General features: G+C 51.9%; 19 protein-coding genes. 14 read left to right on the top strand and 5 right to left on the bottom strand.

Annotated features, from left to right (window positions below):
• Positions 1 to 403 precede the first annotated feature (403 nt).
• Together OXI60_09405 and OXI60_09400 are read left to right on the top strand one after the other, a co-directional pair.
• On the top strand, positions 404 to 1000 hold the full coding sequence (locus OXI60_09405) for a YjbE family putative metal transport protein (protein ID MDE0310030.1): 597 nt from the start codon (positions 404 to 406) through the stop codon (positions 998 to 1000).
• A gap of 60 nt (positions 1001 to 1060) precedes the next feature.
• Positions 1061 to 2167: an ABC transporter ATP-binding protein gene (locus tag OXI60_09400; protein MDE0310029.1), complete on the top strand. Its 1107-nt coding sequence runs from the start codon at positions 1061 to 1063 to the stop codon at positions 2165 to 2167.
• A gap of 256 nt (positions 2168 to 2423) precedes the next feature.
• Here the strand turns inward: OXI60_09400 and OXI60_09395 are convergent, their stop codons facing one another.
• The 3 genes from OXI60_09395 to dapE form a co-directional block, all read right to left on the bottom strand.
• A complete protein-coding gene (locus OXI60_09395; GenBank protein MDE0310028.1) occupies positions 2424 to 3311 on the bottom strand; it encodes a site-specific DNA-methyltransferase in 888 nt (295 codons plus the stop codon).
• A 262-nt stretch (positions 3312 to 3573) separates the two neighbouring features.
• The gene (locus OXI60_09390) at positions 3574 to 4797 is read right to left on the bottom strand and encodes an aspartate aminotransferase family protein (protein ID MDE0310027.1); all 1224 of its coding nucleotides are present in this window, start codon (positions 4795 to 4797) and stop codon (positions 3574 to 3576) included.
• Entirely contained in the window at positions 4784 to 5941 is a 1158-nt protein-coding gene (dapE, locus tag OXI60_09385) for a succinyl-diaminopimelate desuccinylase (protein ID MDE0310026.1), read from the bottom strand. The genes OXI60_09390 and dapE overlap by 14 nt, the downstream gene beginning before the upstream one ends.
• A 295-nt stretch (positions 5942 to 6236) precedes the next feature.
• Here dapE and OXI60_09380 point away from each other — a divergent pair, with 295 nt between their 5' ends.
• From OXI60_09380 to OXI60_09370, 3 genes are read left to right on the top strand one after another with little or no spacing between them, the layout of a single operon-like run.
• Positions 6237 to 7550: an integrating conjugative element protein gene (locus tag OXI60_09380; GenBank protein ID MDE0310025.1), complete on the top strand. Its 1314-nt coding sequence runs from the start codon at positions 6237 to 6239 to the stop codon at positions 7548 to 7550.
• Between the two features lie 14 nt (positions 7551 to 7564).
• Positions 7565 to 9115 (top strand): conjugal transfer protein TraG N-terminal domain-containing protein, encoded by a 1551-nt coding sequence (locus OXI60_09375; GenBank protein ID MDE0310024.1) that lies wholly within the window; start codon positions 7565 to 7567, stop codon positions 9113 to 9115.
• Positions 9116 to 9168: 53 nt separating this feature from the next.
• Positions 9169 to 9360, top strand: a complete 192-nt coding sequence (locus OXI60_09370) for a hypothetical protein (GenBank protein ID MDE0310023.1) — start codon at positions 9169 to 9171, stop codon at positions 9358 to 9360.
• A gap of 78 nt (positions 9361 to 9438) precedes the next feature.
• Here OXI60_09370 and OXI60_09365 read toward each other — a convergent pair whose 3' ends face one another.
• Positions 9439 to 9819 carry a hypothetical protein gene (locus tag OXI60_09365; GenBank protein MDE0310022.1) on the bottom strand — a complete coding sequence of 127 codons (381 nt, stop codon included), beginning with the start codon at positions 9817 to 9819 and terminating at the stop codon, positions 9439 to 9441.
• Here OXI60_09365 and OXI60_09360 point away from each other — a divergent pair.
• Positions 9818 to 10732: a site-specific integrase gene (locus OXI60_09360; GenBank protein ID MDE0310021.1), complete on the top strand. Its 915-nt coding sequence runs from the start codon at positions 9818 to 9820 to the stop codon at positions 10730 to 10732. The two genes, OXI60_09365 and OXI60_09360, sit on opposite strands and share 2 nt — an antisense overlap.
• Before the next feature lie 115 nt (positions 10733 to 10847).
• On the opposite strand, the gene OXI60_09355 is transcribed toward OXI60_09360, so the two are convergent.
• Positions 10848 to 11435 carry a tyrosine-type recombinase/integrase gene (locus tag OXI60_09355; GenBank protein ID MDE0310020.1) on the bottom strand — a complete coding sequence of 196 codons (588 nt, stop codon included), beginning with the start codon at positions 11433 to 11435 and terminating at the stop codon, positions 10848 to 10850.
• Positions 11436 to 12411: 976 nt separating this feature from the next.
• Between OXI60_09355 and OXI60_09350 the strand changes: the two genes are divergently transcribed.
• From OXI60_09350 to ruvB, 8 genes are all read left to right on the top strand, one after another.
• Positions 12412 to 12930 carry a histidine phosphatase family protein gene (locus OXI60_09350; protein MDE0310019.1) on the top strand — a complete coding sequence of 173 codons (519 nt, stop codon included), beginning with the start codon at positions 12412 to 12414 and terminating at the stop codon, positions 12928 to 12930.
• Between the two features lie 8 nt (positions 12931 to 12938).
• Positions 12939 to 14456, top strand: coding sequence for a Ppx/GppA phosphatase family protein (locus OXI60_09345; GenBank protein MDE0310018.1), 1518 nt, complete (start codon positions 12939 to 12941; stop codon positions 14454 to 14456).
• Positions 14457 to 14637: 181 nt separating this feature from the next.
• The gene (locus OXI60_09340; protein ID MDE0310017.1) at positions 14638 to 15615 is read left to right on the top strand and encodes an NAD-dependent epimerase/dehydratase family protein; all 978 of its coding nucleotides are present in this window, start codon (positions 14638 to 14640) and stop codon (positions 15613 to 15615) included.
• 42 nt (positions 15616 to 15657) lie between these two features.
• Positions 15658 to 16230: a rhodanese-like domain-containing protein gene (locus tag OXI60_09335; GenBank protein ID MDE0310016.1), complete on the top strand. Its 573-nt coding sequence runs from the start codon at positions 15658 to 15660 to the stop codon at positions 16228 to 16230.
• A 287-nt stretch (positions 16231 to 16517) separates the two neighbouring features.
• Positions 16518 to 17255 carry a YebC/PmpR family DNA-binding transcriptional regulator gene (locus OXI60_09330; protein ID MDE0310015.1) on the top strand — a complete coding sequence of 246 codons (738 nt, stop codon included), beginning with the start codon at positions 16518 to 16520 and terminating at the stop codon, positions 17253 to 17255.
• Complete coding sequence (ruvC, locus tag OXI60_09325) at positions 17252 to 17764, top strand: crossover junction endodeoxyribonuclease RuvC (protein ID MDE0310014.1); 513 nt, start codon at positions 17252 to 17254, stop codon at positions 17762 to 17764. The genes OXI60_09330 and ruvC overlap by 4 nt, the downstream gene beginning before the upstream one ends.
• Before the next feature lie 16 nt (positions 17765 to 17780).
• Entirely contained in the window at positions 17781 to 18386 is a 606-nt protein-coding gene (gene ruvA / locus OXI60_09320) for a Holliday junction branch migration protein RuvA (GenBank protein ID MDE0310013.1), read from the top strand.
• Positions 18383 to 19402: a Holliday junction branch migration DNA helicase RuvB gene (gene ruvB, locus OXI60_09315; protein MDE0310012.1), complete on the top strand. Its 1020-nt coding sequence runs from the start codon at positions 18383 to 18385 to the stop codon at positions 19400 to 19402. Before ruvA ends, ruvB begins: the two co-directional genes overlap by 4 nt.
• The last annotated feature ends 17 nt before the right edge of the window (positions 19403 to 19419 follow it).

The following is a 19419-nucleotide window of genomic DNA, read 5'->3' as shown; positions in this document are numbered from 1 at the left end:
TGCGAACTGGATGCTTTCGACCTCGGCCGTACCTTTGCCTTGAAAATTGCTTTCATTATGGGGGTTTATGACACCAATCATGACCGTTTAGTTTCGACATCTGACAGGTCAGATTAGTGCCCCTTCGGCACTGGCTTTTGCAAAATCTGGCGATCGAATGATGGGATTGTCGCAAAAGCCTTCATTTTGCTCAACCTGCCAATAGTCTTCCCGACTACGCCTGGATGAATGACTTCACATTGTGCTTGATTTCATGATGTTCAATTGTCCATCCGATATCCTGATTTGCCTTAGGGCCTCCTGATCGGCACCAATTGTCGCTCTCCGTCTCAGCCAATCCAATATACTAATGCAGTCGGGTAGTCAGTTAGACACCTTTCCTATAGAGTTTTCACACGCCCTAATGTCTGAATTAAGTGTATTTTTTCAAGTTGTACTAGTGGACATCCTGTTCGCTGGGGACAACGCGATCGCTGTCGGGTTGGTGGCAGCCGGATTGCCTAAAGAACAGCGTGCGAAAGTGATCGCAATCGGAGTCGGTCTGGCTGTCATACTGCGAATCTGTTTCGCCGTAGTGACAGTTCAGTTACTTAAGATTCCCGGGTTGTTGGTAGTCGGTGGCCTGCTCTTGCTATGGGTTTGCTGGCGGCTGTATGTCGATATGAATCGTCACAATACTACAGAATCTTCGATAAACCCAGATAGCCCATCCCAGTCACTAAGCTTCAAACAAGCGCTTTTTCAGATTCTTGCGGCTGATATATCCATGTCACTGGATAACGTATTGGCTGTCGCCGGGATTGCCCGAGATCATCTCGCGATACTAGTTTTTGGCCTGGCACTCTCGGTGGTACTCATGCTCGTAGCAGCAACGTATATTGCTAATCTGCTTCAAAAGCATCGCTGGCTTGCCTATGTGGGAATAATTATAATTTTCATTGTCGCCATTACCATGCTCTGGGAAGGTTCACAGGATATATTTCACTTTTTTGTTGCTTGATTCGACCTGTAATATCCTATACTACACCGGGCGAGGAGCAAGGCAACATAGGTATCTGTAATGAAAGAAAAAGAATCATACGTCCAGTTTGTTGACGTTCAAAAAAGTTATGACGGCGAAACTTTGGTCGTCAAAAACTTAAACCTTTCTGTGGCGAAGGGAGAGTTTGTTACGTTGTTGGGCCCTTCAGGTTCCGGGAAAACAACGTGCCTGATGATGCTCGCTGGGTTTGAAACTGCGACGCATGGCGAAATCATTCTCGATGGAAATCCAATTAATCACGTCTCTCCTCATAAACGTGATATTGGGATGGTTTTCCAAAACTATGCCCTCTTCCCGCATATGACGGTGAGTGAGAATTTAGCCTTCCCGCTCCGTGTTCGAAAGTTACCCGCGTCCGAAGTTGAGGATCGGGTGAACAAGGCTCTGAATATGGTTCAGCTCGGTGAGTTCGGCGCAAGACTGCCGGGACAGCTTTCAGGTGGTCAGCAGCAACGGGTTGCAGTGGCGCGGGCGCTGGTCTTCGAGCCCAAGCTGGTTTTGATGGACGAACCGTTAGGAGCCCTTGATAAACAGCTCCGCGAACAGATGCAATACGAAATCAAGCATATCCACGAAAATCTGGATGTAACCGTGATCTACGTCACCCACGATCAAGGCGAAGCACTGACCATGTCGAATCGGATTGCGGTGTTCAATGATGGAATCATTCAACAATTAGCCCCGCCGGATGATCTCTATGAAGAGCCGGAAAATGCTTTCGTCGCGCAGTTTATCGGAGAAAACAATGTTCTGTTCGGAACTGTCAGGAACGTTTCAAATGGCGTATGCGATGTTGAGGTTTCGGATGGAAATACAGTCCAGGCCAAGGTTGTCAATATTGATGGCAATAATTCCCGTACCACACTGTCATTGAGACCAGAGCGAGTCACTGTCCAACCGGAACCGGGTACCTGTGCAAATGTTGTTCCAGCCAAAGTTGAAGAGGTGATTTACCTGGGCGATCATGTACGAACTCGTGTCAGTCTTTGCGGACAAAGTGATTTCATAGTCAAGATTCCAAATTCACACGGTCACGTCAATCTGGAATATGGCCAGGAAATCTCGATCGGGTGGCAATCCGAAGATTGTCGCGCGTTAGACGCGACCCAGCCCGCAACCGCCTGATTATTTCCGTTTGCGACGAAGTTCGGCATTGGGGAATTACCCCCAGCCAGACTGTCTTCACGGGGAAAGATGGTATTCCAGCAGTCTTTCCGGATTGCTTGTCGAGCTTCTATAACCAGCCAGTAACTGATCGCTATCTGAGCGCAATTGACGAAGGTTCCATCTGTCCTATCTCGAACCTATGCAGGTCGGGCTGATCGAATGCGACAGGGTCTCCTGCAGCGAATCGTTTACGCTTGTCAGGACTTGGGACAGTTCATACAAGCAACGGCTGGCCTTCCATCACCAAGCGTGTCTCAGAAATCTTTACATATTCTGAAGATACATCATATCCAACATACCTTCGCCCTGCGCGCGACGCAGAAACTGCAGTTGTGCCGGATCCGATAAACGGATCAAGTACAACGTCATTGGCATAGGTATACAACTGAATCAATCTTCTCGGTAATTCGAGAGGGAACGGGGCTGGATGGCTGACGCGTCTTGCTGATTCAGCAGGGAACTTCCAGACGCTTTTGGTGAATTCAAGGAACTCATCTTTGTTTATCGTGGATTCCTTGTCTTTTGCCTGGCGATTGTATTGTCCTTTCGAGAAAACAAGTATGTATTCGTGAGTATCGCGAAGCACGGGATTTGAGGCTGATTTCCAACTTCCCCATGCACATGAAGCCCCTGCACTGGCAGACTTATCCCAAATGATCTCCCCTCGCATCAGGTATCCGATCGCACTCATTTGACGAGATATCATGGCGTTTAACGGGATGTATGGCTTTCTTCCAATGTTGGCAATGTTGATACACGCCCTGCCGCCAGGGACCAGTACACGATAAACCTCCTGCCAAACAGAATACAGAAGGTCACAATACTCGTTCTCGGTTAAATCCTCATCATATTCCTTGCCTACATTGTAGGGAGGTGATGTCACCATCAGATGAACGCAATTGCTCGGCAGATGGTACATGTCGGTGCTGGAATGATTGTAGACCCGATTGACTACATCTTCACTGCAGTCGATCTCTTCATCGGATTTCGCGGCACCGGAAGACTTGTCATCGGCATACATTCTCCGATCATAGAAAGCACTCGAATCGTGACCTGCCCGGCCTGAAGTGCCGAATGCGCGCATCGCTGTGGTCCTTGACATTGACTCTCCCTCCTGATCAACCCGGTTTCTTGTATGTGAGATGTCTCGCACTCATCCCATGCACGATGGATTCCATCTGGTTGGCGGTATCTGGCGAACGGCGGTAATGTCGTCCAGCGAATTCCCGGACGTAGCAGTTGAGGCAATTGCGCAATGGCACGGAATCGAAATGCAGTTCCCGCAATACCGGCCTGGAACTTATGCTGCTATGTCTGCTTTGCCTATATAGTTGTTTCAACAGATATATTGTAAACAAAATGGTTCAAATGTGCCTTTTCAGCGCCTTTTCAAGCAGTTCTACGCCACGATTGATTTCTTCGTCACTGATCGTCAACGCGGGTAACAGACGAATGACATTGGGCCCTGACTGGAGAATCAGAAGGCCTTCCTCCAAGCAACTTTGCATGACTTGAGCGGCAATATCTCCATGTCTTTGGCTGATTTGCATCCCAATCATCAAGCCCTTGCCGCGTATCTCCTCAAAAAATCCCGTACATTCATTCAATCGGGTCAGTCGGGACACCAGATACTCACCCTTTGTTCTGATACGAGACAGGAAATCTGCATCGCTGAGCTTCTTGAATACGACATCAGCCACGGCGCAACACACAGGATTTCCCCCGAAAGTTGATCCATGACTCCCGAGACTGAGGACGTTGTTGAGCTTGCTGCCAAGCAAGGTTGCACCGATTGGAAGTCCGCCGCCAAGTGCCTTGGCAATTGTAACGACATCAGGCACGACATCGTGTGCCCACTCATAGGCAAAGAGTTGTCCGGTCCTGCCCATCCCGCATTGAATTTCATCGAATATCAACAGCGATTCGTTCTCGTCACATAATTTTCGAACTTGCGTAAGAAAATCCACGGAAAACGGGCGTATCCCACCTTCACCCTGGATCGGTTCCAGCAAGACCGCACAGACATCTTCTTTCAAAGCAGTTCTAAAACTATCCAGATCATTGAATGCGCAATATCGAAAACCAGCGGGCAGCGGACCGAACCCTTCATGATATTTCGGTTGGGCGGTAGCCGTGACCGACGCGATTGTCCGCCCATGAAATGAACCTTCAAATGTAATGATGACTCGCTTTTCCGGAGCATGGTTTTCGTAGGCATACTTGCGCACTACCTTTATTGCCGCTTCGTTTGCCTCTGCGCCGGAATTGCAGAAAAATATCTTTTCGGCAAATGTCCTGTCGATGATCCGGGAAGCGAGCCGAACCGGCGGCTCGGTGAAATAGATATTGCTGGTATGCCAGATCCGCGATGCCTGGTGGTTCAATGCATCGACAATTTCCGGATGCCTATGGCCTAAGCTGTTGACACCGATTCCTGATCCCAGATCCAGGTATTCGTTTCCATCCATATCCTGAAGGTGACAGCCACTTCCAGAACGAAATACGATGTCTCGGGGTTTGTAATTGGGCGTATATGACTTATGCCCCAGATCTATGACGGAGGCTTGATTCGGTTCATTCAGTACCATGATCAGTTCCTAAAAGCACTGTCTCCATAATTCGCTCATAGACTTGTGAAAGCAAATCCAGATCTGACGTCGCGACACACTCATTGACTTTGTGGATCGTCGAATTCAGCGGCCCCAACTCAATGACCTGGGCACCGGTACCGGCAACAAACCGACCATCAGATGTCCCGCCATCCGTAGATAGAATCGGCTTGCAGCTCAATATATGGCTGACCGCATCGGCGACCGCATCGGCAAAGTAAGTCTCGCTTGTATAGTAGGAATCGGCCGAATGATCCCAGTTCGCCTCATAGTCCAGATTCAGGCTCCTGCAAAGAGATTCCACATCGTCAATCAGGGTGGCGGCTTTTGTAGCCGGAGAGTATCGAAAATTCATCGAAAGGTCCAATCGACCTGGAATCACATTTCCTGCACCGACTCCGGCGTTGATATTGGAGATTTGCAAAGTTGTATCCGGAAAGTCCGTCCCTCCGTCGTGCCAGGTCATCTCAGCAAGACTGGCAATCAATCTGCCCGAACGGTGAATGGGATTATCTGCGAGATGCGGGTAGGCAACATGTCCTTGCTTGCCCTTGACAACCAATTCACAGCATAGAGACCCGCGACGACCGATTTTGATCGTATCGCCCAATTCCGAAACCGAGGTAGGCTCACCGACAAGACAATAGTCAATCTTCTCCGACCTCGCATCCAATACCTCCAGAACGCGGCGGGTGCCGTCTACGGCTATGCCCTCTTCATCGCTTGTAATCAGTAATGACATTGACCCGGCAAAGGTTTCGTATCGGGAGTGGAATCGTTGACAGGCGGTCACCATGGCTGCAATACTGCCTTTCATGTCTGCCGCACCCCGGCCGTAAAGCACACCATCGGCTTCCGTCGCTGAAAATGGTGGATAAATCCACTCGGACTCATCGCCGGTTGGAACGACATCAGTATGTCCGACAAAGACCAGATTCGGCCGTTCGTCACCGATTCTCGCCCACAGATTGGATACCGACCCGAAGTTCATATGCTCGACACGATAACCATCGTTCTGCAGCAGATCGGCGAGAATGGCCTGACAGCCGGCGTCGTCAGGAGTAACTGACGGTTGCTGGATCAGTTTTTTTGCAAGTGCGGTCGTGGCACTGTCGTGATTCATCAAAATGTACTCCAACCCTGGTGAACGCAAGAATCCCTGCCCATTATAGTGATGGCAACGAGGCGATCATATGGACTATGTCGTCCAATACACGATCGGCTCCACATCATCAGGCATGAATCGTCGCTGATCTTGCGTACCCGGCTTGGCAGATGCCGACAGCAGTCTCGGCCGAGCCCGACCAAATCTCCGCAATCGATATCTCCACGGCATGCTATCGGCATTAACGGGCCTGGATTGCTGAATCGTCCTGTAGAATTTTCGAGAAATACAACTTCATAACCCACCTGCAACCTTGAGACTCAACGGACAAGCCTGCCGCATCAGGCAACTGATCGGAGCGATATCGCTCAGCGTGCTCGCGACCGGTTTTGAGTTTGCGTCAGCGGAGGAGTCAATCACCAACTATCCGCTGTATTACTCACTGGGCGGGACTAAAGCGACAAGTTCAGCGGCTTCGGTTGACTCCAGTCTCAACTGGCAGCGTACCAAGACGAACCTGACCAGTGGAGTTTGCGGCAGCTTCAGTCCTTCCTTCGACATTCAGGACATGCTGTCGAACCAGCTGAACGACACCTTGACATCACTGAGTGCGATTCCACAGACTGTGACAAGCGCTCTGCCAGGATATATCCTATGCCGTGCCAAGCCGGGCATGTGCCAGCTTCTTCAGCACTATGTGGTGCGCGCTGAGAAAAAGTGGGATATTTCCGTCAAGTCCTGCGAAGACACCATGAAGGAACTTGCAGATGGAACCGACCCGTTTCAGGATCTCATGAGAATCTCCAGAGTGCAGGCTTGGCAGAAACAGGCTACTGTCGGCTCAAGCGCCACCGAGGCGAAACGTCACGCTGACAAGGCGGATGGATGCATAGAATGGATCGCTGGGAAAAAATCGGGGTGCAGAGGTTCCAATCCCATCTGGCTGCTGACCGACACCTCCGAAGCTGGGTGGTGTCTGTTGCTGAAGCAGGATCCAAACTGCAAGGGAGCGGCCGCAAGCCGCACAACAGCCAGCCACTCGCATCTTCAGCAGCTTTGGCCGGCGCCACAAGTGGCGAGCCAGTGGATTACCGATGTTCTGGGAGACTACCGGATGCAGTCCGGTGAGAATTCATCCACGGTGTCGGGTACCGGCCTGCTACCGAAAGTTGAAGAGGAAACTACTCAAGTCCATGCCCAGCTGACTGAAGTCGTGTACTCGGGAACAACTCCGACAAACGCGGAGCTGGAACAATTGCGGAGCAATCGCATCTCACTGTCACCGGAACTGATTACGGCACTGAGAGATCTTCCGGATCGGGAATTCCTCATCACGCGCCTCGCCAGTGAAATCGCATTGGCGCGTATCATCGAAAAGGCCTTTTTGGCGCGCAGGCTGCTGCTCAGTGGCCTGATGGAGCCCAATATCCAAAACTCAGGCACCGTGTCAGAGACCATACATAAGCAAATTGACATTCTGGAGCGGGAAATTGAGCGTTTGACATTCGAGATGCATATCAGCAAACGGCTGATATCCGATACGGTTCTCAGCGTACTGGGCGCACATCGAACTCTCACGACGCCCGGGCCGTCAGCGGAAGCAATTCGAGAAATGCTGCTGCAATAGTCACTGTCCAGACCATGAGTGTGCATTCCTATTTTGAGTTGGCAACAACCCTGATCGGCTGGCATATCGGCAACAGCATCGCACACGTTCTGGCGTCAAGCGGACTGATATTCCTGCCGTTCGCGATCGCGATCTATAGAAATTGGTCGGGGCCGATCAAGAGTCAGGAGTCCAAGAGTGCCGCACCGGTCTCCTTGCGGCGAATGGAACACGACATTTATGTCGCAGCCGTCATCATGATTTTCTGTTTCCTGCCGGCAGTGCCGATCGATCCGAGTGAGATCGAATACAGGGACCGACAACAACATAAAACGGTGACAGCCGGTGACCCCGACGCGCCATACATGCGCTCGACGCACAATGCGGGAGAAATCCGGGTTCCGCTCATCTGGTGGCTGGCATACCAGGCTTCTTCAGTGCTTACCACCGCAGCGGCTGATGCAGTAGCGCTGCTGGGTGACCCCGGATTGATGCGCCCCGTGCTGATGCGCATCGCCAAGGTCAGCATCCAGAGCGAACCCCTGATACGGGAGATGCGGGAATTTCGCGCCGATTGCTATGATCCATCCCTGGCGAAGTACCAAAACAGCGTTGATCCGCCGAAACCTGAAAATCTCCAGGAAGCGGTCGATTGGCTGGGATCTCATTTGTTTCTGAACACCCCCGGATACTACAAAAGGTGCACAGATGTGCAGATTTGCGGGAGCGGCTACAGTGCGAGCTCGTTCAGGCCGGACTGGCTTGCTGCCGGCCCCGCCCACAACTTTCAGCCCGGAAAGCCCTATTGTGACGCCTGGTGGTCACATCCGGACCTGGGACTTCGATCAAAGCTGACGGCGGAACTTCACGCATTGGCACCGTGGTTGCAGGGTGATCTCGACAGGATAAGCAAGAAGTTCCGCGAGTCGGACCCCCTGTACGGACAGCGCAAGGTGATCGACCATGAAGACCGATTCTTGCGTCGCATCATCAACAGCGCACCGAGAGTGATGGTCGACCGTGCTGACAATGGCAAGACCTTTGACTGGTTTTCTCTGGAAATCTTCAGCATCGACGGGCTGCAGCAGATTCTGGGCGTGCTCGGTGCACTTGTGGCATCGGCGGTATTTCACGTGCTCATGGAGCTTTTGGTGATCGGGTTGCCGATGGCACAGGCTCTGATGCTGATGCTGGTATATATCTCAATCCCATTGGTCGTGCCTTACGCGATCACCAACCCCTCAATTATCGTTCGAACCGTAGTGATCATTTTTTCACTGAAGTTCCTTTCGGCCCTATGGGCGGTTGCCGCGTTCTTGGACGAGAAGCTGATTGAGACCATGTATCCGGACGGTTCTGCCTTGGAGTTCGGTGGAACCGGTACACCGGAAGATGTCGTATTGGGACTGATCACCCTGTTTTCCTATATCTCCCTGCCAATCGCGTGGTTTTTGCTTCTGAGTTCAGTCAGTTCAAGTGCGGTCAGTTCGCTGGTTCACGGATTGGGCAATATCAGCCAGAGCCTTCATCTTGGCAGCTCAAGCGGGTTGCAGACTCTCGAAAAAATCAGGACCGGTACAAAATAGACAAGTCACCCATGAGTCAGTCCCCAGCGGCCTCATTCAGAATTTTTCGTTGCATGACGACGGATCGTCTCATCAGTTCGGTACATGCCTTTTCCGACTTCGCTGCCGACAGGTTCCGAGACAACGTGATGGATTCGGCATCACTTCGGGCTTTGCTCGCGTCAGCTCAATCGCGTCAGCCTTCCGTCAAGCATGACACCCTGCCTCAGGCTGAACGCGGGATCAGCAATTGCGCCAGCCAATAATTAGGCTGCAGCCTGAACCAGGACAGCAGCAGATGGTCCGGCAAGTGAGGATCGCGGCTGGCGCCTCACACCTTCGGTTCAGACAGTACTTTGCCGGGCAGACACGTGACTGTTCGGGGCGAATGCGGTCTTGACGGGGCGCAATGCGCTGGCTTGCAATCGATTTGTCCGCTGTGGCTGATGTCGCCAGGCGGCTTGGGTCGCACTTGGATCCGGATCGCCGGCGAAGGGTGACGCGGGTGCGTGTCGGCATGGCGGGGATGGCAGATGTGCGGCGCTGTCGCTCGGCAGATTCTGGAATATTGCGGGTGTCATGACCTGCCGGCGTGGATTCGGCGTGTGACAGTGCGTCGATCCGAGCAATTCGACCGCTGGCATCGTCTCTGTCTTCGACTTGGCCGGCTGGAGTCGAACAATGTATACAATATTTTGCTTTTCGAAAGAGGATTCATCAATCATGAAGAAAATATCAACAATAGCAAGTGAATACGGCGAAGCAAAAGACTTGTCGGATCAGAGTCGAATCAATTACGAGTTTATCGCCAGGCATTTTGAGAAGGAGATGAAAATCTCCGATGTCAATCAGGTGACTGGAGATAGTCTCGTGGCGTGGCGCGAAAAACTGAAAGCAAGAGGTACCAGTCCCAATACCTGGAACTGCTACTTGAGGCATATCGGAATAATTCTGAAATATGCGGTAGCAAAAGGATATATCAAGAATCCTAAAGACTACACCATACACTATGCCCCAGTTCCTTTTGAGAGGCCGAAAACTTTGTCATTGGACGAAATCAGGAAAGTTGTGCAATTTCTGGAGAGCGAGGACTGTCCGTTCAAGCCGCACTGGCTATGGTCTTTGCTGGTACGGACGCTCTTCTATACCGGAATGCGACGTACCCAGATTTGTGGTCTTATGTGGCAGGATATCGATTTTGAGGAAGGGATCATCGAACTCAGAGCGAAGTACAGCAAGACCAACCGGTCCTGGCAGATTCCGCTGCCGAGCCCGGTTGCCAATGACCTGCTGTATCTGAAGGAGCTTACGCTCAAGCAGATTGGCGACGCTCTGGATTTCGAAGATCGATTTGTGTTCGACGTCGGCCTGTTCAACCCTCGCTACAAAACCGAGGGAAAGCTTGAGCCGCAGACAGTATCCAATTTCTTCAAGCGGGTCGGTTATGCGACGGACATTCAGATTTCCGCACACCGTCTTCGCCATACCATGGCGACGGAGCTTGCCGCGCAGGGAAAGTACAAGGAGTTGCAAATGCTGCTTGGGCACACCAACGTGCGTACGACCATGAAGTACATACATCCCGAGATGTCTCGGGTCAAGGAACTGATCGACACTTTGAGCGTGACCGACATCTGAGCGAGTCCGACAACTAAGTGGTTGATCCGAACCCGGGTTGTGAGTGCCGGGCGGGCGGCGCCGATGGCGTCGCTCGCCCGATACTCAGTTCCGGGCCTGGTGTGCATGTCCGGGACTACCACATTCTCTGCAGCAGTTCCCTCGCCTCCTTGCCGACAGCAGTTGTGTAGATTGCGGTTGTCGTGATACTGGAATGGCCGAGCACGGCGGCGATGGTCGGCAACGGCACGCCGGCTTCGACGGCGGCGATGCCGAAGGCGTGGCGAAGACCCTTGGGACTGGCCTGTGTGCCGGAGACATTCGCTGCCGCCATCAGGCCGGTGATCTTTCGATAGGCAGTGGAACGCGAGAAATTCCATAGCCGGGTGATTCGGGTACGAGCCGCGACCTGGTGTCTGCGCAACTGATGGGTCAGTTCCAGTTCCCTGGCGAATTCGCTTGGTATGGGCACTTCGCGCCACACTTCCGAGCGGCGCTTGAGAGATTGGATATTGACCACTGAGCGATTAAGGTCGATATCACACATCCGCAGTTCAAGCGCCTCGGAAATCCGACAGCCTGTGTAAGTGAGCATCAACGCGAGAGTCTGCACCTCGGGATGTTCTGCCTGGCGCGCAGCGTGGAGAAACCGCTGGCGTTCGTCGGCGGTGAGATATTTGCGTCCCTTTCTGTCGACCAGTGTGAGCTTGCTGTCAAAAGGCAATGGTCGGTTCCCGCGGTTGATACATTACATACGTAGTACTGTTGCAGCGAAACTGGATGCGACTTGTCCCGATGCTGGATTCTGACCGAAGAAGGCGGGTTTGAAGGGGGTGTGCGGTCATCCGCTTGCAACACAATGGTAATTTTGTGTCAAATTGCGACAAGACCGGTAAAACGAGCCGATCGACGAACTTTTTCGGGACCGACACAACGACATGGCTTGCCCAAGGCAAAATTTCCGCGAGCGCCAGTAAATCATGCTCAATTCCGTAATCGGCTGTCGACTGTGTTGAACTCTGTCCGGGCATTCTGTCATCCAATCCGTCAACCTCGCCGAAAGCTCGAAAACCAAGCGGGCTCTAGGCTTCAAGCGGTTTTGAGGAGTCTCGGCACGCGGTCATATTGGCTCCATGAAGCGTGATTATTGCATAGCGGTCGCTCCTTTGGCTCGAAAACTGATAACCGGACCTGCAATAATTCTGCCCCTGCAATTTTCAATTGTTTATAATGAAATCTGATGGAATTTCTTGACATGCTGGCACCATTCGATTAGTGTAATTTCTGACTGAACAGGATGGACACGATGATTGTCAATTCCGGGTGAATTTTGCCTTGCCAGGAACGGGAATTTAGTCGAAATTTCCAAAAAAAAGGCTTGTGCAAGCTGAAAATTAGTACAATTTATTGGCCCTAAATTGTACTTTGTCATGTAAGTATTTGTTATTAAATATGTTTTTTCACTCCGAGTGATTCCCGTTCATCCTCCACTCGCATCACCCGCTTCAAACCGACACCACTAACTTCGCACCGGCCCATTCCACCAGATCCGGATTTTCAGCATACCATCCGAATTCTTACCCATATTCGAACGAACTGACAGCCTGCTCTACCGGATTCGAGTGAATTCCGTCGATATATAATCGTCGGCACCCAACATCCCAATCACCGAAATTCGTCAACAAGTTACCGAATCAGTCATGCGGCTAGTACTACTAAGACACGCGATCGCTGAAGATCGATACGTATTTCATATGAGCAGCAACGGCGCACCGGATTCCCAGCGCCCGCTGACACAGGACGGCATCAGCAAGATGAAACTGTCAGCCGCCGGTCTGTACAAACTGCTTGACGAAAATGTCCAGCGGGTGGTAACCAGTCCGTATGTCCGCGCCAGACAAACCGCGGAACTGTTCCTGGCAACGATCCCACAGAATAAACGCCCTCAACTTGAGATATCCGATCTTCTGACTCCAGGGTGCAGTTTTCATACACTCCAGGGCTGGCTCAACAATGAGACAGGAACCATGGTACTGGTCGGACACGAACCTGATATGAGCTGGCTCATGCAACAGTTCACCCGCAGCCACACACAAAGTGTGAAGTTCGGAAAAGCCGGCGCGTGCATGATCTCATTTGAAGGCAACCCCGCCAATTCTTTTGGAACCCTGCGCTGGTTCATGAGTCCGGCTTCCCTGCGTAAACTGGCCGCCGCGTGAGCGATGCGGTGACTTCCAGTCCCAGCGCGAAGGACCCAGAGTCTGTCGCTGCTGTCGATCTCGGATCAAACAGCTTCCATCTCGTTATAGCGAGATTGGAAAATGAACGACTCGTCGTCGTCGACCGAATCAAGGACATCGTGCGGCTGGGAGGCGGTCTGGATAACAACTCAAACTTGACTGCCGATGCCCAAACCCGAGCCCTGGACTGTCTCGGACAATTCGGCCAGAGACTGATCGACATTCCCTCAACCAATGTTCGCGCGGTTGGTACCAATACATTTCGGAAAGCACGCAATATTGCCGATTTCCTGCCAAAGGCGGAAAGAGCGCTGGGCCACACAATCGACGTGATCACAGGTCGAGAGGAAGCTCGGCTGATCTACGAGTCCGTCTGTTATGGATTGTCAGAAAGCAAGAGCAACCGTCTGGTCATTGACATTGGGGGCGGAAGTACCGAAGTCATAGTGGGGTCCGGCCACGACCCCCATCTGGCAGACAGCCTTTACATTGGCTGCGTGAGTCTTTCAGTTGCCCGGTTTCCCGATAATCGGATATGCGAGAAAGCCATGCTTCAGGCTGAACTGGACGCCCAGCTTGAAATCAGGGGAATTCACAGACAATTCCGAGATCATGGATGGGACAAGGTGCTGGGATGCTCCGGAACCATCAACGCCGTGAGCGGAGCGCTGCGCCACCTGCAATGGAGCGATGGTACCATCGACATCGATTCGCTGCACAGACTCCGACAGGAGACCCTGCGCTGCAAACACACCTCCGAACTGGTGCAGCTCGGCTTTGAACCGATTCGTTGCGAAGTGCTGCCTGGCGGTTTGGCCATACTCTGCGCACTTTTTGAATGGTTGGGAATCCAGTCCATGCAAATCTCGGATCTTGCCCTACGCGAAGGAGTGATGTACGACCTTCTCGGACGATTGCGAAACGACGATGCCCGACAGCGAACAGTAAGGTCGCTTGCATCGCATTGGTCAATCGACGAAACGCATGCAATGCGGGTACGGAAACTCGCCCTTAATGTGTATGACCAGGTGGAGAGCGACTGGTTTGCCAACACCACCGCAGCGAGGAGCCTGCTCAGTTGGGCGGCAACGCTGCACGAAATTGGATTGTCAATTGCACATGCCAAGTATCACCAGCATGGCGCCTACCTCCTGCAATTTTCAGATATGGCCGGCTTCTCCAAGCCTGAACAGGCGGTACTTGCCATATTGGTCGGCGGCCACCGTCGTAATTTCCCAGTGGAGTTCTCCGCAACCGCAACGCATTTGCAAGTCAAGACGCTGAAAAGACTGTGCATCATCCTGAGGCTGGCGGTACTCCTCCATCGTCCGCGCACAGACCGCAGCGGACTGTCAGTCCGATGCTTGGCAAAAAAGAAAAGGATCCACTTGGCATTTCCAGATGACTGGTTAAACCGCCACCCACTGACCAAGGCCGATCTGGAGCGAGAAAAGCAGTACCTGCATCAGGCAGGATTCCACCTTCAGGTAACCACGTCCCAATGAAGACCGTCAAGTATTGTGCAAAAGACAATTCAATATGTCCTGGCTGATGGTTTCTGACTGCCAAATCCCGAATATCGGAAAACGATTTTCTGCCTGTCACCCCGTACTATTCGGTATATATTTGAGATCGACTGCACGTGTGGCGATCTTCTGTACTGTCGGATACCCGATAAACTGAAAAGTGAGAATTCTTGTAACCGGAGCTGCGGGCTTCATCGGCTTCTCGACATCCTTGGCGCTTTTGGAGCGTGGTGATGAGGTTGTTGGACTGGACAACGTGAACGATTACTATGATGTCCAGTTGAAGCACGCCCGATTGTCGCAACTCAAAAAGTTCAGAAACTTCAGGTTCGAAGCGGCTAACATCGGTGATTTGCAGCAACTTGAGAACATATTCCGCACACAGGGGCCATTTCCGAAGGTATTGCACCTGGCAGCCAATGCCGGGGTTCGTTATTCGCAGCAGTACCCCCTGCAAGTGATTAATAGCAACGTTGTCGGGCATGCCAATATTCTTCAATTGTGTCGCCTCAGCGAAAACTTCGAGCATCTGGTTTTCGCAAGCTCGAGCAGTATTTACTCACAGCACGACAAACTGCCCTTCTCAGTCGAGAATCGCGTGGATCGACCGGTCTCAATCTATGCCGCCACAAAAGCCGCGGACGAGCTGATCAGTCATGTATATGCCGACAACTTCAACTTGCCGCAGTCAGCTCTTCGATACTTCACCGTATACGGACCATGGGGACGCCCTGATATGTCTTACTATCTGTTCTCGAATGCGATTACGAATTCAACACCAATCCGACTGTTCAATTTCGGTAATATGCATCGTGATTTCACGTATATCGACGATATTGTTTCAGGAACCGTGGCTGCATTGGACAACCCACCGTCTCAGGACTCGCAGTCGGTGCCAATTCAAGCGTACAATCTGGGGGCGGGTACCACCGAACCGTTGGAGAAAATGGTATCCCTACTGGAGCACTACCTCGGTATGAAGGCAGAAAAGATATACGAAGCAGGGCCACGAGGCGAAATGCTCGCAACTTATGCTGACATCAAACTGACCACCGAAAACCTTGGATATTCGCCCGCTGTCTGCCTGGAAGACGGGATGGAGAGATTCGTTCACTGGTATCAGTCATATCACAGGTAACGGTTGACCGCACTGCGCCATTGTCAATTGACCGGCAAGAACATGACAGCAACAGTTTCGTTATTCAGATTCATCGCAGCCAATCACAAGCGTGTGTTGATTGGCATGATCTGGTCCTTCGTGCTGGGACTGGCAATTCTTGTTCCGACTGTATCCGCAGATTCACCCGTCCGGGAGGAACTGTGGACCGATACCTTGCGTTTTGTTCGCGACCACTATCCGAATGTGCAGCACATATCAACCGATGATCTGGCCCAACTGCTCGCGGACCAACCCGGAATCACAATACTCGATACGCGGGAACCACAGGAATTCGAAGTAAGTCATATTCAAGGAGCAGTCCTTGCGCCGAATGCAACTGACGCAATTGAATTGCTTGAGAATCAGAAACCCGATGATCTCGTAGTGGTGTATTGCTCGGTCGGTTACCGATCATCGCATATCGCAGCCATTCTCAATCGACGAGGCTACTCCAACGTGTTCAACCTGGAAGGGTCATTGTTCAAGTGGGCCAACGAAAGTCGTCCAATTTACCGCGGCGAGGACAAGGCATCAAAAGTTCATCCTTTCGATGACGACTGGGGACGTTTGCTTAAGCCGGAATTTTTGCCGTGAAAGACGGCTTTATTCAAACCGTCGATGGACCCTTGGGTGCATTGTGATTCGAAGTCATCTTCGTTTCACCTCGATTGAAAGCACCGCAAACCCTACGGCTTGTTGGATTCGCGAAGCCCAAGTTCGGGTAGAAATGCCAAATTCAGTCACTTCACCGCAGGAACTCGAACAGACGGTCGACATCGTTGGCGAAATCACCGTCAAAAACCGTTTAACCATTGATTTTGCACATTTCAACCTATTGGAAAGTGTTAAAATAACAGAAAAAATATCAACTCAAGTTTCTAATGGCCGGACATAGCAAATGGGCAAACATCCGGTTTCGGAAGGCCGCCCAGGACAGTCGTCGCGGGAAACTATTCTCGAAACTTATCAGAGAAATCACAGTTGCCACTCGGACCGGCAATCCCGACCCGGACAGCAATCCTCGATTGCGCTCGGCAATCGACAAGGCATTGGCTGCGAATATGGGTCGCGATGTCATCAATCGCGCAGTCCAGAGAGGGTCCGGTGAATCTGGCGGCGATGGATATCAGGACGTCATCTACGAGGGCTACGGTCCCGGTGGCGTAGCTATGCTGATTGAATGCTCGACCGATAACCGGAACCGAACGGTGAGCGAAGTACGGCACGCGCTCACCAAACATGGTGGAAACCTCGGAACTGAAGGCTCGGTTTCCTACCTGTTCAACCGTGTTGGCCTGATCCAGTTCCTAAGTGACAGCGACGAGGAACAAATCATGGATGTGGCGATATCCGCCGGCGCCGACGATATCGATGTACTGGATGACGGCTCAATTATGGTGTCCACGCCGGTTGAGTTCTTCATCGATGTCGTCAAGGCACTGGACGAAGCCGATATTTCATACGAAGAGGCGGGTATCGAACAGCGCGCTTCGGCGTCCCAGGAAATCGGTGAGGAAATGGTGGATCGGGTGCTTAATCTGATCAATGCAATTGAGGATCTAGATGATGTACAGGATGTGTATACCAATGCCGAATTTTTCTCCCAAGCGGAATTATGAGAATTTTAGGAATTGATCCAGGTTCAAGAATAACTGGATACGGTGTTATTGAAACCTCTGTCGGAACGGTCAGACACATCGACAGCGGGTGTATCAAAACAGTCTCAGGCTCGTTACCTGAAAGGCTGGACGAGATCTACCACCGCGTTTCTGACATTATCAACCGCCATAACCCTGACGTCGCTGTAGTGGAACAGATCTTCGTCTCAGTCAACCCGGGGTCCGCACTCAAGCTGGGGCATGCGCGAGGAGCAGCGATCTGTGCCTGCATGGCCAGCAAGATCAAACTCTATGAGTATACGCCGCGCGAAATCAAAAAGACAATAACCGGGTACGGAGGAGCGGACAAGGAGCAGGTTCAATATATGGTAAGCATGCTGTTGATGATCGACAAGCAACTCGGGCAAGACGAGGCAGACGCCCTGGCCGCTGCGTTGGCTCACTATCATTACATCCCGTTCGAATCCGAGAGAAAATCGATCCGCCGGGCAACCGCATCAGGACATTGATCGTAGGTATGATGGTGTGATTGGTTACCTATCGGGATTGATTCGACAGATCAAGCCCCCTTATGTCCTTCTGGATGTCAACGGAGTCGGTTACGAAGTGCACATGCCGGTATCCGAATTCCAGAATTTTCCAGCAGAAGGCGAGCGAGCGGACATATACACCCATCTGCATGTTCGAGAGGATACACAGGCGTTGTTCGGATTCAGCAGCGTTTCAGACCGGGAATTGTTCAGAGTCCTGATCACGATTTCCAATGTGGGGCCGCGGATTGGTCTGGCAATACTCAGCGACCTGAACATCGCTGAAGTGGTGACCTGTGTTCAGTTGGGTGACACCAAACCGCTTGAGAAGGTGCCGGGAATCGGAGCGAAAACAGCTGAGAAATTACTGATCGAGTTGCGTGATAAAATCAAGCAGTTCGCCATCGAGGACGTCACCGTAGACGGTGAGCTGAGAGCAGGCAATGCAGTCCGAGAAGCAATCGAGGCACTTGTAGAACTTGGATATTCGAACCGGGATGCCCGTCAAGCCATAATGGCGGCACGCGAATCAACTGATGCGACCTCAACCGAAGAGCTGATCCGCGAAGCTCTGTCCGCACTCAGTGCGGTTGCGTCATGAGCGACGTTATCCGCACAGTCACACCGGTCGAGACGGATGCGTTCGAAGGGGAATTTGACCGCAGCCTTCGCCCGAGACGTCTTGACGAATTCATCGGGCAGTCCAAGACCAAACGACAACTGTCCATATTCATCGAAGCGACACTGAAACGATCTGAGGCGCTTGATCACGTGCTGCTGTTCGGTCCGCCCGGATTGGGAAAGACAACGCTGGCTTATATTATTGCAAATGAACTGGAAGTCGACGTGGTACAAACTTCCGGACCTGCACTGGAACACAAGGGTGATGTCGCCGCACTGCTGACTCGACTTCAGAAAGGATCAGTATTGTTTGTGGACGAGATACATCGACTGACTCCCGTTGTGGAAGAGGTGCTGTATCCTGCCATGGAGGATTACTCTATAGACATCATTATTGGTCAAGGACCGGCCGCTAAATCCATCCAGCTGAAACTGCAACCCTTTACCCTGGTCGGTGCGACTACCCGAACCGGATTGCTGACATCACCGTTGCGCGATCGCTTCGGAATTGTCCAGCGACTGGACTACTATGGGCTGGACGACATCGGAAAAGTCATTGAACGCTCTTCGCAAATCCTTCAATTGAAGGCCGACCAAAGTGGAATCGCAGCGATTGCCGAACGGTCCCGTGGAACACCCCGGATCGCTAACAGGCTGTTGCGTAGAGTGCGTGACTTCGCTGAAGTCGAAGGAAGTGGAATGATTGATCAGGCAACTGCGAGCGCCGCATTAGATATGCTGGAAGTCGATCATTCGGGACTCGATGTGCTGGATCGAAAATATCTGCAGGTACTGGTCGAGCATTTTCAGGGCGGTCCGACCGGTGTGGAGACACTTTCGGCAGCGATCAGCGAGGAACGAGGCACCATCGAAGATACGATCGAGCCTTATCTGCTTCAACAGGGATTCATCCAGCGCACCTCCCGCGGAAGGGTCGCCACACCGAAAGCCAGGCAACATATCGGAGCATCCGGGCAACAGGATTCACTGTTGTAGATGAGCAGAAAACTTAT

The sequence above is a fragment of the Acidiferrobacterales bacterium genome (assembly GCA_028820695.1).
Lineage (GTDB): Bacteria > Pseudomonadota > Gammaproteobacteria > Arenicellales > JAJDZL01 > JAJDZL01.
Note: the sequence above shows the minus strand (reverse complement) of the source record. Positions and strands in the feature narration are given on the sequence as shown.

What these genes read in the sequence shown, in the direction of transcription:
- OXI60_09405 (MDE0310030.1), top strand. Translation starts at nt 404, where the DNA reads ATGTCTGAATTAAGTGTATTTTTTCAAGTTGTACTAGTGGACATCCTG.
- OXI60_09400 (MDE0310029.1), top strand. Translation starts at nt 1,061, where the DNA reads ATGAAAGAAAAAGAATCATACGTCCAGTTTGTTGACGTTCAAAAAAGT.
- OXI60_09395 (MDE0310028.1), bottom strand. Translation starts at nt 3,311, where the DNA reads ATGTCAAGGACCACAGCGATGCGCGCATTCGGCACTTCAGGCCGGGCA.
- OXI60_09390 (MDE0310027.1), bottom strand. Translation starts at nt 4,797, where the DNA reads ATGGTACTGAATGAACCGAATCAAGCCTCCGTCATAGATCTGGGGCAT.
- dapE (MDE0310026.1), bottom strand. Translation starts at nt 5,941, where the DNA reads ATGAATCACGACAGTGCCACGACCGCACTTGCAAAAAAACTGATCCAG.
- OXI60_09375 (MDE0310024.1), top strand. Translation starts at nt 7,565, where the DNA reads ATGAGTGTGCATTCCTATTTTGAGTTGGCAACAACCCTGATCGGCTGG.
- OXI60_09370 (MDE0310023.1), top strand. Translation starts at nt 9,169, where the DNA reads ATGACGACGGATCGTCTCATCAGTTCGGTACATGCCTTTTCCGACTTC.
- OXI60_09360 (MDE0310021.1), top strand. Translation starts at nt 9,818, where the DNA reads ATGAAGAAAATATCAACAATAGCAAGTGAATACGGCGAAGCAAAAGAC.
- OXI60_09365 (MDE0310022.1), bottom strand. Translation starts at nt 9,819, where the DNA reads ATGATTGATGAATCCTCTTTCGAAAAGCAAAATATTGTATACATTGTT.
- OXI60_09350 (MDE0310019.1), top strand. Translation starts at nt 12,412, where the DNA reads ATGCGGCTAGTACTACTAAGACACGCGATCGCTGAAGATCGATACGTA.
- OXI60_09335 (MDE0310016.1), top strand. Translation starts at nt 15,658, where the DNA reads ATGACAGCAACAGTTTCGTTATTCAGATTCATCGCAGCCAATCACAAG.
- OXI60_09330 (MDE0310015.1), top strand. Translation starts at nt 16,518, where the DNA reads ATGGCCGGACATAGCAAATGGGCAAACATCCGGTTTCGGAAGGCCGCC.
- ruvC (MDE0310014.1), top strand. Translation starts at nt 17,252, where the DNA reads ATGAGAATTTTAGGAATTGATCCAGGTTCAAGAATAACTGGATACGGT.
- ruvB (MDE0310012.1), top strand. Translation starts at nt 18,383, where the DNA reads ATGAGCGACGTTATCCGCACAGTCACACCGGTCGAGACGGATGCGTTC.